The organism is Gordonia sp. 852002-51296_SCH5728562-b, assembly GCF_001665475.1.
Classification (GTDB): Bacteria; Actinomycetota; Actinomycetes; order Mycobacteriales; family Mycobacteriaceae; genus Gordonia; species Gordonia sputi.
The window spans coordinates 20,603-32,570 of sequence record NZ_LZMI01000043.1; the positions used below are offsets into that span (position 1 = coordinate 20,603).

Genomic DNA, 11,968 nt, shown 5'->3' on the forward strand with positions numbered 1-11,968 from the left:
GTCCTGCCCATGCTCGGGCTGGCCCATCTCGACCGGCCTTTCGACTATCTGATCGACGCCGAGCAAGATGCCGATGCCGCCCCGGGGGTCCGGGTGCGGGTTCGGTTCTCCGGCCGACTCGTCGACGGATTTCTTCTCGACCGCGTCGAAGAATCCGAGCATCCCGGCAAGCTGGGGTGGCTCGAACGGATCGTCTCGCCCGAGCCGGTGCTCTCACCCGAGATGATGCTCGTCTGTCGTGCGGTGGCCGAGCGCTACGCGGGCACGATGTCCGACGTGATCCGACTTGCGGTGCCGCCTCGACACGCGCGCACCGAAAAGGAGGAGACGCCTGCACCGACGTCGGACGTCGTCGTTCCCGAACCTGACGGGTGGCGTGCGTATCTCAACGCCGACTCGTTCCTCGACTCGCTCGCCGAGGGTGCTCCGCGGGCGTTGTGGCAGGCGACGCCGGGGGAGGACTGGCCGGCACGACTCGCCGAGCTCGCGGCGCAGGTCGCCGCGGCGGGGCGCGGTGTGGTCGTCGTGGTACCCGATCAACGTGACCTCGACCGATTGTCGGCGGCGTGCGAGCCGCTGCTCGGCGACCGGTGCGTGACCCTCGCCGCAGGACTCGGCCCGACCGCCAGGTATCGGCGATGGTTGTCTGTGCGTCGAGGCGCGGTCGACGTCGTACTCGGAACCCGCAGTGCGGTGTTCGCCCCCGTGCACGATCTGGGGCTGATGGTCATCTGGGACGACGGCGACGACAGCCTCGATGAGCCGCGAGCGCCGTATCCGCATCCACGCGAGGTCGCGGTGTTGCGGGCGCACATCGAGCGCGCCGGACTCGTGATCGGTGGTTTCGCACGAACCGCCGAGGCGCAGGTGCTCGCCGAGGCCGGCTGGGCCCACGACCTCGTTGCCGCGCGAACGACGGTCCGCGACCGCAGCCCCAGGATCGACGCGATCAGCGACGAGGATGCGCGCGTGGCACGTGATCCGTTGGCGCACAGCGCACGCATACCCGAGGTGGCGTTCGACGCCGCGCGAAAAGCCATCGCCGCCGACACCCCGGTCCTGTTCAGCGTGCCTCGGCGCGGATACATCCCGTCGCTCGCGTGCGCCCGGTGTCGTACCCACGTGCGCTGCAGGTCGTGTCATGGGCCGGTGCAGATGGGCGCCGACCAGCAGCTCACCTGCCGATGGTGTGGCCGGATCGAGCTGCGTTTCCGCTGCGTCGAATGTGGCGGTACCCAGGTCAGGGCGCTCACGACGGGCGCACGCCGTACTGCCGAGGAGTTGGGACGCGCGTTTGCGGGTGTCCCGGTGCTCACCAGCGGCGGCTCGTCGATCCACGACCGAGTCGACGGTGGGGCGCGCGTCGTCGTGTCGACGCCGGGTGCAGAGCCGGTTGCCGACGGCGGTTACGGAGCGGCGATCGTCCTCGACACGTGGGCGCAGCTCGACCGATTCGACCTGCGTGTCGACGAGAACGCGGTCCGCCGCTGGATGGCGATCGGTGCGCTGATCCGTGCGCGCCACGAGGGCGGTGCGATGGTGATCGTTGCCGACGCGTCGCTGAGCCCGGTGCAAGCGGTCATCCGGTGGGATCCGGTGGGTTTCGCCGCGCACGAACTCGGCAATCGGGTCGAGTTGGGTTTTCCGCCCGCGGTGACGATGGCCTCGATCGACGGCGACACCGCGTCGATCAACGCGTTCACCGATCTGATCGAATTGCCCGCCGGCGCAGACGTTCTCGGTCCTGTGCCACTGCCACCGGGCGTCCGGCCCCCCGCTGGTGTTCCCGACGGCGCCGAGATCGAACGCATTCTGGTGCGGACCGATCGCCGACACGGGCGAGAACTGACGGCGGCGCTGACCGAGGCGCAGGTGCGCCGCAACACACATCACGAGACCGGGCCGATCCGTGTGCAGGTCGATCCACCTACCATCGGATGAGCGCAATGTCTGCGCCCAACGACGCCGAAGGAGTCTGACGTGCGGATCGTGTTCGCCGGAACACCCGAGGTCGCGGTGCCCTCATTGCAGCGACTGCTCGAGTCGGCCGACCATGAGGTCGTCGGTGTGATCTCGCGACCCGATGCGGTCGCGGGGCGTGGTCGTAAGGTGTCGCGGTCACCGATCGCCGAACTCGCCGATGTGAACGGCATCGAGGTCATCACTCCGCGTCGGATGTCCGACGCGGAGGTCGCCGACGCACTCGCGCGGTGGCAACCCGACGTCGGAGCCGTGGTCGCCTATGGCGGGCTGATTCCGCCCGACGTTCTCGAGATCCCACCGCACGGGTGGATCAATCTGCACTTCTCGGTGTTGCCCGCATGGCGCGGGGCCGCACCGGTACAGGCCGCGATCGCCGCCGGTGACGAGACCACGGGCGCCAGCACCTTCCTGTTGGAGAAGGGCCTCGACACCGGCCCCGTCTACGGCGTGCTGACCGAGACGATCCGGCCGACCGACACCAGCGGAGAGCTGCTGGAAAGGCTGTCCGACGCAGGGTCGACGCTCCTTCAGTCCACTCTCGACGGGATCGCCGCGGGTGCGTTGTCGCCGGTGCCGCAGCCTGCAGAGGGAGTCAGCCACGCACCCAAGGTCGAGGTCGACGACGCGCGGGTCCGGTGGGATCTGCCCGCGCACCTGCTCGATCGACGTATCCGTGCCCACACTCCCGCACCTGGCGCGTGGACGACACTCGGCGACGCGCGCGTGAAGCTCGGCCCGGTCGGCCTCGTCGGCTCCGACGACCCGTCCGCGCCGAAGGATCTGGCTCCCGGGCGCGTCGTCGTCACCAAGAAGGTGGTGTTCGTCGGTACGGCCACAGATCCCGTGCGGCTCGGGTGGGTGCAGCCGCCGGGCAAGAAGCAGATGCCCGCCACGGATTGGGCGCGTGGTGCGCGACTCGACGACGAGACGGTGCTGTCATGAGTGATCCGAAACTGCGGAAGAAGGCCGCCGATCCGGTACGCGAGGTCGCACGCGACGTCCTGCGCGCGGTCCGTGAGCGCGACGCCTACGCCAACCTCGTACTCCCGAAGCTGTTGCGAGAGCGCAAGATCACCGGACGCGACGCCGCGCTGGCCACGGAACTGACTTACGGCACCGCGCGTGCACTCGGCACTCTCGACGCGATCATCGCCGCGGCCGCGAATCGTCCGGTGTCCGAGATCGACGGCGACGTTCTCGACGTACTACGTCTCGGTGCCTACCAGTTGCTGCGTACCCGCATCGGCGCACACGCGGCGGTCTCGACGTCCGTCGATCTTGTTCGTAGCGAAAAGGGCATGGGCCCTTCGGGTTTCGTGAACGCCGTGCTGCGCAAGATCTCTCAGCGCGATGAGGACCTGTGGGTCGACGAGTTGGCACCGCCGATCTGGGACGACCTCGTCGGGAACCTGGCGTTCCGATACGCGCACCCGCGCTGGATCGCGGAGGTGTTCTCCGACGCTCTCGGTGGCTCCGCGGGCGAACTGCAGGCCGCGCTCGCCGCCGACGACGACCGGCCACCCGTACATCTCGTCGCCCGCCCGGGACTCATCACCGCAGAGGAATTGGCGCTGACGAGCGGTGGCGAGGTCGGTCGTTACTCGCCGTACGCCGTGTACCTGCCGGGTGGCGACCCGGGCGACATAGAGGCCGTGCGACAGGGCTATGCGGGAGTTCAGGACGAGGGGAGTCAGCTCGTTGCGCGAGCCGTCACCGCCGCCGACATCGGTGAGGACGGCGGTCGATGGCTGGACATGTGCGCAGGCCCCGGCGGTAAAGCTGCGTTGATCGGCGCGATCGCCGACATCGACGGTGCGCATCTCGACGCCGTCGAGGTGAGCGAACACCGCGCCGACCTGATCCGGGGTGTCACCCGCGACATGCCTGTCGACGTCCACGTCGGCGACGCGCGCAATCTGACGCCCGAGACTGGCTTGGCCCCCGGCTACGACAGAATTCTGCTCGACGCCCCGTGCTCGGGACTCGGCTCGCTTCGTCGTCGACCGGAGGCCCGCTGGCGGCGAACTCCCGACGACGTCACCGAACTCGTGGGTCTGCAGCGTGAATTGCTCACGGAGGCTTTGCGAATGGTCCGCCCCGGCGGCGTCGTCGTCTATTCGACGTGCTCGCCGCACCCCGCGGAGACGACCGAGCTCGTCGCCTCTGTTCTCGACGACGTCCCGGAGGCTCGCCAACTCGACGCCCGACCACTCGTCGGCACCGAGGAGATCGGCGACGGCCCACACGTACAACTCTGGCCCCATCGGCAGGGCACCGACGCGATGTTCCTGGCCGCGCTGACGAAGGAGTGATCACTGCTCCTCGACGTGCTCGCACCGTCGCCTTCCCGATCGAAAATGCCTGCGACGCCGCCTGATTCGAGGTAGTCTAGAACAAACATTCGACGGCGTCCGGGGGTCTCGTGTTCGCAGAAACCAGCGATCTGGAATCGCTGGTTTCTGCGCTCGGTGAGATGCCTGCCGCCGAGTCCGAAGCCGATGCCGCCGCTCGGCTCACCGTTCTGGAAGAGATCAAATCCGCCTGTGCCGCAGCACAAGCGCGTGAGGCGGCGCGGTTGGATGAACTCCGTCGCGCCGATGAACAGCAGCGTGGAGTACCGAAAACCAGGCAAGGCCGGGGACTGTCGGCTGAGATCGGAATTGCGCGAAAAGCCTCTCCGCAGAAGGGGTCTCAGTATCTCGGGTTCGCGCGGGCGATCGAGCACGAGATGCCCCACACACGCGACGCGCTGGCGTCGGGTCGGCTGACGGAATGGCGTGCCACAATCCTGGTTCGCTAGACTGCCTACCTCACCCGCGAAACGCGCGAGGAGATCGACCGACGGGTCTGCGCGGATCCGACGACGCTCGACGGCGTCGGCGACTGTCAACTGGAGGCACTCGCGAAGCAGCACGCGTACGAGTTGGAACCCCGGGCCGTGGTGGATCGAAAAGCGAAGGCCGAGAAGGATCGTCGAGTATCGGTACGTCCGGCGCCCGATCTGATGACTCAGTTGTCCGCGCTGCTGCCGATGAAGCAGGGAATCTCGGTCTACGCGGCACTCAAGCGGTACGCCGACTCGGTCGTCGGTGCAGACGACCGCAGCCACGCGCAGATCATGGCCGACACGCTCGTCGAGCGGGTCACGGGACAGGCATCAGCCGGCGCCGTGCCCGTCGCGGTCAACCTCGTCATGTCGGCCGACACGATGCTCGGGGGTGAGAAGGCGGCGGAGGTTCCGGGATACGGGCCGATTCCGGCGTCTGTTGCGCGCAGGCTCGTCTCCGAGGGCTTCGATCCCGACAGTGAGACCACCTCGACCCTGAGACGCCTCTACGCAAGGCCGTCCGACGGCACCTTGGTCTCGATGGATGCCAAGTCGCGGTGCTTTCCCGCGGCGCTGGCGCTCTTCGTCGCCCGGCGCGACAGACGATGCAGGGTTGCCTACTGCAACGGCCACGTCGAACACATCGACCACATCCTCGCCCACCGCAGCGGTGGAGCAACGACAGCCGAGAACGGGGAGGGGCTGTGCCGTCTTCACAATCTGGTCAAGGAACTGCCCGGTTGGAAGTACCGTCGGCGCACCGAGTTCGGCGACATCACCGTGATCGACGTCATCACACCCTCGGGGCGCGAGCACCGAAGCACGTCGCCGCCCGCTGTCGGCTTCCGGCCGGCGGGGGAGAGCGCGCTCGAGACCGAACTGGCGGCGCTGATCAACGCAGCGTGACGTCGGTTGCGTAGCCGACGATGACGAGGGGTTCCGCCGACCTCGTCGTCGACGACGACGAGCGCACATCACCTATGGCAGATGGGCGAAATTCACCGCATTCAGAGCACACAATTATCGTCATTTCCGACGGCGCGCTGATTCTCGGTGCGGGAGTTTGAGCGTTGACCACGTATATTGCCCATACGTGAACGATCTTCGCGCAGCCCGGTACGCCGAACACATACGTAGCATGGGCCAGTTTGTCCGTTTCGGCATTGTCGGGGCGTGCGGAGTCGTCGTCAATATGGTCGTCGCGATCCTGCTGAACAAGGCCCACGGTGGTACCACGAAGGCGAACGACGTGGTGTGGCACGTCAGCGGCACCGACTTCAACCTTCGCTTTACGGTTATCGTCTGGATCGTCGGATTTCTCGTGGCGAATTGCGTGAATTTCCAGCTGAACCGCACGTGGACGTTCAAAAGTGCCAAGCATGCGAGCTGGTGGTCGGAGTTTTGGCCATTTCTCGCCGTCGGCAGCGTCGCTGCGATCGTCGGCATGTTCCTGAAGGTCGGCTTCACCAATCCGACGTCGCCGATCTACCTCTCGTCGTCGTTCTTCCACGAGGGTGCAGGCCTGCATTCGCGCGAGTACTGGGCCCAGATCATCACGATCGTGATCACGATGCCCATCAACTTCGCCGTCAACAAGCTGTGGACGTTCCGCGCGGTGCGGACACCGATCGCCGCGCGTGAAGAGCAGGTGCCGCCGGCTGCCTCCGCGGAACCTGCCACATCGTCGGGCCCGGTGGACAGTTAGATTGACTGCCATGACTGACGCCAACACGCCGATGATCGCGCCGTCGATTCTCTCCGCCGATTTCGCCAATCTCGCAGCCGAATCTGCTGCGGTCGCGCATCCGGGCAGCACTCGCGCCGACTGGCTGCACGTCGACGTGATGGACGCACATTTCGTCCCCAACCTCACGCTCGGGCTCCCGGTCGTCGAGAGCCTGCTCAAGGCAACCGACATCCCCCTCGACTGCCACCTGATGATCGACGACCCCAAGCGCTGGGCGCCGCCGTACGCCGAGGCCGGGGCCTACAACGTCACCTTCCACGCGGAGGCGACCTCGGATCCCGTCGACGTTGCGCGCGACATCCGCGCGGCAGGGGCAAAGGCCGGCCTCGCGATCAAGCCGAACACGCCGCTCGAGCCGTATCTGGAGATCCTGCGCGACATCGACACGCTGCTCGTGATGAGTGTCGAGCCGGGCTTCGGCGGACAGAAGTTCATCGCAGAGGTGCTGGAGAAGGTCAAGATCGTGCGCACAATCGTCGACTCGTCGGATCTGCGACTGCTCGTCGAGATCGACGGCGGAATCAACGCCGACACCATCGAGCAGGCCGCCGAAGCGGGCGTCGACTGCTTCGTCGCGGGTTCGGCTGTCTACGGTGCCGACGATCCCGGTAAGGCTGTCGCAGCGTTGCGCGAGCAGGCCGCCACGGCCAGGGCTCGTGTCGACTGACAAACCCCTCGATTCCTCGATGCGGTCAGCCATCGAGGAATCGGTCGGCGCACTGGGGCTCAGCTCTCCCAACCCGCCCGTCGGGGCGGTGATCGTGTCGCCCGATGGCGAGATCATCGCGCGGGGCCACACGCAGCCGCCTGGCGGGCCGCATGCCGAGATCATGGCGCTGCGTGCTGCGGGAGACGCCGCGCGCGGCGCAACCGCGGTGGTGACACTCGAACCGTGCAATCACACCGGCCGCACCGGCCCGTGTTCGCAAGCCCTGATCGACGCGGGGATCGCGCGCGTGGTGTTCGCGGTTGCCGACCCCAACCCCACCGCCAGCGGGGGAGCAGGGCGGCTGCGCGACGCGGGCGTCGACGTCGAATCCGGTCGCCTCGACGTTGAGGCGCGCACCGGCCCACTGCGCCACTGGCTGTTCACGCAGGAGCACGGCAGGCCGTTCGTCACCGCGAAGATCGCGTCGACCGTCGACGGTCGGGTGGCCGCACCCGACGGCACGAGTCGTTGGATCACCGGCCCACAGTCACGGGCGCGCGCACACCGCCAGCGCGGACAGATCGACGCCATCGTCGTCGGCACCGGAACCGTGCTCGCCGACGATCCCTCGCTCACCGCACGCCTGCCCGACGACACTCTCGCGCCACACCAACCGGTCCGGGTGGCGATGGGGTTGCGCGACGTCGAGACCTCGGCCCGCATCCGCGACGACGCCGCGCCGTTTCTGCAGGTGCGCAGCCACGATCCGGCAGATGTCCTCGCCGCGCTACCCGAGGCCACCTGGGTGCTCGTCGAGGGCGGACCGGCGATCATCGGCGCCTTCATCGACGCGGGTCTCGTCGACGAGATCGAGGCCTACGTCGCGCCGACGGTGCTCGGCGCAGGTGCTGCTTCGGTCGATCGGCCAGCGCTCACGACCCTCGCGCAAGCGCAGCGATTTGTCACCACCGACGTCGAGCGACTCGGTGACGACGTCCTCATCCGCATGGCGCGCGACTGAACCCTACTTTCGCTTCAAGCGGTTCCGGCCGATGAACCATCCCGCGATCACGCCCGCGAGCGCGATGATCGTGAGGACGAGCCACAACGACGCTCCGACGTGGATGAACAAGAAATTGATGCGCACGTGCTGCGTGTTCTGCGCGATGAAGATGACGCCCACAACGATGAGCACGAGTGGAATCCAGTTGCGTGCGGCGAGTCCGAGCAACTTCGACGACGTCGTCTGCCCTGTTGAACTGCCCTCGGTGTTCGCGGTCATTGCGACACCGCCTTCCCATGAGTTTGAACCAAAGCGGCTGTACTGAACTTTGCGGTTGTACTGACTCTGCGGTGGGCGATGAACGCCCGCTGATCGGAATTATCACCCGGTGAGGGGCACCGGTGGCGGATTGCGGGTTTCGGGTGAGTGTCGCACCGCTTCACCTGCGTGCTAGCGTCGAATGCAGACGTTCTCGGGGCGGGGTGAAAGTCCCCACCGGCGGTGAGTGGTCGCGATCAGGTCGCGTCGACAAGCCCGCGAGCGCCCGGCCGCCAGGTCGGGGTCAGCAGATCCGGTGTGATTCCGGAGCCGACGGTCATAGTCCGGATGCGAGAGAACAAGACGGCACAGGTGTGCCGCCCTGTCCGCCCCACGCGGGTTGCCCATTGTGTTCGCGCAGAACACGGCGGGTTATCCGGAACGCAGTGGGTCGCCCGCAACGAGGGCAGGACAGGAGCGCATATTGTTCACCGGCATCGTCGAAGAACTCGGCACGATCGTCGCGCGCGACGACCTTTCGGATTCGGCCCGATTCACCATTTCCGGACCGCTGGTCACCTCTGACGCCTCACACGGAGACTCGATCGCGGTCAACGGTGTGTGCCTGACCGTAGTGGAGTTGTCGTCCGACGGCGCGTTCACGGTCGATGTGATGGCCGAATCCCTCAATCGCAGCTCGCTCGACGTCCTCGCGACCGGCAGCCGCGTCAACCTCGAACGCGCCATGGCCGCAGACGGCCGCTTCGGTGGGCACATCGTCCAGGGTCACGTCGACGGAACCGGCACGGTGACCGCGGTGACGCCCTCCGAGCACTGGACCGTCGTGCGGATCGCCGTTCCCGACACACTGTCGCGCTACCTCGTCGAGAAGGGATCGATCACCGTCGACGGTGTGTCCCTCACCGTGTCCGCCATCGGTGGCGACCCCGCTGGGCAGGGGCAGAGCTGGTTCGAAATTTCCCTGATCCCCACCACGTTGAACGAGACGAACTTGGGTACGGCGCAGGTGGGTGCCGTGGTCAACCTCGAAGTCGACGTCATCGCCAAGTACGTCGAACGTCTTGCGTCGGCAAACACCACCGCAACACCCGCGGACGCAGCAGGAGTGAAGTGACACAGATGAGTACCGAAAACACCGTTGCCGACCACACCGTCGCCGACCACACCGTCACCGACAGCACGGCCACGCACACGACGGTCGACTTCGACACCGTCGAGCGCGCCATCGCCGACATCGCTGCCGGCAAGGCAGTCGTTGTGGTCGACGACGAGGACCGCGAGAACGAGGGCGACCTGATCTTCGCCGCCGAGAAGGCAACTCCGGAGCTCGTTGCCTTCATGGTGCGCTACACGTCGGGCTACCTGTGTGTGCCGCTCGACGGCGACACCTGCGACCGACTCGGCCTACCCCCGATGTACTCGGTCAACCAGGACAAGCACGGCACCGCCTACACCGTGACGGTCGACGCGCGTGAGGGCATCGGCACAGGCATCAGCGCGTCCGACCGCGCGACGACTATGCGCAAGCTCTCCGACCCGGCCAGCACGGCCAACGACTTCACCCGACCGGGCCACGTCGTGCCGCTTCGCGCCAAGGACGGGGGAGTCCTTCGACGCCCCGGACACACCGAAGCCGCTGTCGACCTCGCGCGCCTCGCAGGCTTCACCCCGGCGGGCGTGATCTGCGAGATCGTCTCGCAGAAGGACGAGGGTTCGATGGCGCAGACTCCCGAACTGCGGGTCTTCGCCGACGAACACGACCTCGCACTCATCTCGATCGCCGACCTCATCGCGTGGCGTCGTCGGCACGAGAAGCACGTCGTGCGCGTCGCCGACGCACGCATCCCGACCCGGCACGGAGAGTTCCGCGCGGTCGGCTACACGAGCATCCACGACGACGTCGAGCACGTCGCGTTGGTGATGGGCGACATCGCGGGAGACGACGGAACCGGCAGCGACGTGCTGGTCCGCGTGCACTCCGAATGTCTGACCGGTGACGTGTTCGGATCACTTCGCTGTGACTGCGGTCCGCAACTCGACGCCGCGATGGAGATGGTCGCCGCGGAGGGCCGCGGTGTGGTGCTCTACATGCGTGGCCACGAGGGCCGCGGCATCGGGCTGATGCACAAGCTGCAGGCCTATCAGCTGCAGGACGCGGGTTCTGACACCGTCGATGCCAACCTTCAGCTCGGGCTGCCCGCCGACTCGCGCGACTACGGACTCGGCGCACAGATCCTCGCCGACCTCGGCGTCACCTCGATGCGGTTGCTCACCAACAACCCCGCGAAGCGGGTCGGTCTCGACGGATACGGTCTGCAGATCGTCGAACGCGTGCCGATGCCGGTGCGCGCGAACAAGGAGAACCTGCGGTATCTGCGCACCAAGCGCGACCGCATGGGCCACGACATCATCGGACTCGACGAACCGCTAGCCGACGGCGCAGCGGTCGCAGGTGAGGCAGGACAGGCATGAGCGGCCCGGGCGAACCCGAACTCGACCTCGGCGATGCAGGCGATATCTCGCTCGCCATCGTGTCGTCGCAGTGGCACGCAACGATCTGTACCGCGCTCCTCGACGGTGCCGTGCGGGAGGCAGCCAAGCGCGGCGTCGATGACCCGACCATCGTCCAGGTCGCCGGGGCCATCGAGCTGCCGGTCATCGTGCAGGCGCTGGCCCGGACCCACGACGCCGTGGTGGCGCTCGGGGTCGTGATCAAAGGCGAGACGCCACATTTCGAATACGTCTGCGACGCCGTGACCGCGGGACTGACCCGTGTCTCGCTCGACGAGTCGACGCCGGTCGGCAACGGCGTCCTGACCACGCTCAACGAGCAACAGGCACTCGACCGTGCCGGTCTGCCCGACTCCAAAGAGGACAAGGGTGCACAGGCAACGGCCGCGGCGTTGGCGTCGGCGCTCACGCTGCGTGCGTTGAGCACCGCCGGATCGCCCACGTGACCGAGAGCCGTCAGCACATGGCGTCGACCGACACGTCCGAGCGCGGCGATGCCGAGTGGGACATGGTCTACCGACCACGCCGACTCGCGCGGATCGCCGTCGTCGTCGCCGTCGTCGTGCTGGCCATCCACATCGTCTTCGGTGTGCTGCTGACGATCTCCGACACCGGCCCGGAGAACATCGGGGCGTCGGACCAGGCGGCGATCATCATCATCGGACTGATCATCGCGGCCGCCATTCTGCTGTTCACCCGACCGCGGCTACGCGTCGGAAAGCAGGGCGTATCGGTGCGCAACCTGTGGGGAGACAGACTGTTCGAGTGGGATCGAGTGCGCGGTTTGACCTACCCCGACCGCGGGTTCGGTGCGCAGTTGCTCCTGCCTGCGGACGAGCACATCCCTGTGCTCGCGGTCCAGGCGGGCGACGGGGACAGAGCCGTCGAGGCGATGGATCGCTATCGCGAACTCGCGGCGCGGTACCAGAGCGGTTCGACACCGACCTGACCGGCGGGTGCACCGCTCTG

Annotated in this window: 12 protein-coding genes, 1 pseudogene and 1 riboswitch; of the genes and pseudogenes, 12 read left to right on the forward strand and 1 reads right to left on the reverse strand. The window is 67.1% G+C overall.

Going from position 1 to position 11,968, the window contains the following annotated elements; translation table 11 throughout:
- The first annotated feature begins 9 nt into the window (after positions 1 to 9).
- The 8 genes and pseudogenes from A5766_RS07950 (at position 10) to ribD (ending at position 8,227) form a co-directional block, all read left to right on the forward strand.
- On the forward strand, positions 10 to 1,941 hold the full coding sequence (locus A5766_RS07950; protein WP_005202701.1) for a primosomal protein N': 1,932 nt from the start codon (positions 10 to 12) through the stop codon (positions 1,939 to 1,941).
- A 39-nt stretch (positions 1,942 to 1,980) separates the two neighbouring features.
- Entirely contained in the window at positions 1,981 to 2,925 is a 945-nt protein-coding gene (fmt, locus tag A5766_RS07955) for a methionyl-tRNA formyltransferase (RefSeq protein WP_005202703.1), read from the forward strand.
- Entirely contained in the window at positions 2,922 to 4,295 is a 1,374-nt protein-coding gene (locus tag A5766_RS07960; RefSeq protein WP_064870780.1) for an RsmB/NOP family class I SAM-dependent RNA methyltransferase, read from the forward strand. The genes fmt and A5766_RS07960 overlap by 4 nt, the downstream gene beginning before the upstream one ends.
- A 161-nt stretch (positions 4,296 to 4,456) precedes the next feature.
- A pseudogene (locus A5766_RS07965) lies at positions 4,457 to 5,716 on the forward strand (DUF222 domain-containing protein).
- Between the two features lie 20 nt (positions 5,717 to 5,736).
- Positions 5,737 to 5,877 (forward strand): hypothetical protein, encoded by a 141-nt coding sequence (locus A5766_RS24660; RefSeq protein WP_197501378.1) that lies wholly within the window; start codon positions 5,737 to 5,739, stop codon positions 5,875 to 5,877.
- A gap of 71 nt (positions 5,878 to 5,948) precedes the next feature.
- Complete coding sequence (locus A5766_RS07970) at positions 5,949 to 6,515, forward strand: GtrA family protein (protein ID WP_005202714.1); 567 nt, start codon at positions 5,949 to 5,951, stop codon at positions 6,513 to 6,515.
- A 10-nt stretch (positions 6,516 to 6,525) separates the two neighbouring features.
- Positions 6,526 to 7,224, forward strand: coding sequence for a ribulose-phosphate 3-epimerase (rpe, locus tag A5766_RS07975; RefSeq protein WP_231894377.1), 699 nt, complete (start codon positions 6,526 to 6,528; stop codon positions 7,222 to 7,224).
- A gap of 19 nt (positions 7,225 to 7,243) precedes the next feature.
- Complete coding sequence (gene ribD, locus A5766_RS07980; RefSeq protein WP_005202717.1) at positions 7,244 to 8,227, forward strand: bifunctional diaminohydroxyphosphoribosylaminopyrimidine deaminase/5-amino-6-(5-phosphoribosylamino)uracil reductase RibD; 984 nt, start codon at positions 7,244 to 7,246, stop codon at positions 8,225 to 8,227.
- 3 nt (positions 8,228 to 8,230) lie between these two features.
- On the opposite strand, the gene A5766_RS07985 is transcribed toward ribD, so the two are convergent.
- Positions 8,231 to 8,488, reverse strand: a complete 258-nt coding sequence (locus A5766_RS07985; RefSeq protein WP_005202719.1) for a lipopolysaccharide assembly protein LapA domain-containing protein — start codon at positions 8,486 to 8,488, stop codon at positions 8,231 to 8,233.
- 185 nt (positions 8,489 to 8,673) lie between these two features.
- A riboswitch (FMN riboswitch) is annotated at positions 8,674 to 8,831 on the forward strand.
- A 120-nt stretch (positions 8,832 to 8,951) separates the two neighbouring features.
- Here A5766_RS07985 and A5766_RS07990 point away from each other — a divergent pair.
- From A5766_RS07990 to A5766_RS08005, 4 genes are read left to right on the forward strand one after another with little or no spacing between them, the layout of a single operon-like run.
- On the forward strand, positions 8,952 to 9,602 hold the full coding sequence (locus tag A5766_RS07990) for a riboflavin synthase (protein ID WP_005202721.1): 651 nt from the start codon (positions 8,952 to 8,954) through the stop codon (positions 9,600 to 9,602).
- 5 nt (positions 9,603 to 9,607) lie between these two features.
- Positions 9,608 to 10,960 (forward strand): bifunctional 3,4-dihydroxy-2-butanone-4-phosphate synthase/GTP cyclohydrolase II, encoded by a 1,353-nt coding sequence (locus tag A5766_RS07995; RefSeq protein ID WP_039854555.1) that lies wholly within the window; start codon positions 9,608 to 9,610, stop codon positions 10,958 to 10,960.
- Complete coding sequence (gene ribH, locus A5766_RS08000) at positions 10,957 to 11,445, forward strand: 6,7-dimethyl-8-ribityllumazine synthase (RefSeq protein WP_005202726.1); 489 nt, start codon at positions 10,957 to 10,959, stop codon at positions 11,443 to 11,445. Before A5766_RS07995 ends, ribH begins: the two co-directional genes overlap by 4 nt.
- Before the next feature lie 17 nt (positions 11,446 to 11,462).
- Positions 11,463 to 11,948, forward strand: coding sequence for a PH domain-containing protein (locus A5766_RS08005; RefSeq protein WP_085941911.1), 486 nt, complete (start codon positions 11,463 to 11,465; stop codon positions 11,946 to 11,948).
- The last annotated feature ends 20 nt before the right edge of the window (positions 11,949 to 11,968 follow it).

Bases quoted from the DNA above. Each gene is read 5' to 3' on its own strand.
- A5766_RS07950 (WP_005202701.1), top strand. From the start codon at position 10: ATGCTCGGGCTGGCCCATCTCGACCGGCCTTTCGACTATCTGATCGAC.
- A5766_RS07960 (WP_064870780.1), top strand. From the start codon at position 2,922: ATGAGTGATCCGAAACTGCGGAAGAAGGCCGCCGATCCGGTACGCGAG.
- A5766_RS24660 (WP_197501378.1), top strand. From the start codon at position 5,737: ATGACGAGGGGTTCCGCCGACCTCGTCGTCGACGACGACGAGCGCACA.
- A5766_RS07970 (WP_005202714.1), top strand. From the start codon at position 5,949: ATGGGCCAGTTTGTCCGTTTCGGCATTGTCGGGGCGTGCGGAGTCGTC.
- rpe (WP_231894377.1), top strand. From the start codon at position 6,526: ATGACTGACGCCAACACGCCGATGATCGCGCCGTCGATTCTCTCCGCC.
- ribD (WP_005202717.1), top strand. From the start codon at position 7,244: ATGCGGTCAGCCATCGAGGAATCGGTCGGCGCACTGGGGCTCAGCTCT.
- A5766_RS07985 (WP_005202719.1), bottom strand. From the start codon at position 8,488: ATGACCGCGAACACCGAGGGCAGTTCAACAGGGCAGACGACGTCGTCG.
- A5766_RS07995 (WP_039854555.1), top strand. From the start codon at position 9,608: ATGAGTACCGAAAACACCGTTGCCGACCACACCGTCGCCGACCACACC.
- ribH (WP_005202726.1), top strand. From the start codon at position 10,957: ATGAGCGGCCCGGGCGAACCCGAACTCGACCTCGGCGATGCAGGCGAT.
- A5766_RS08005 (WP_085941911.1), top strand. From the start codon at position 11,463: ATGGCGTCGACCGACACGTCCGAGCGCGGCGATGCCGAGTGGGACATG.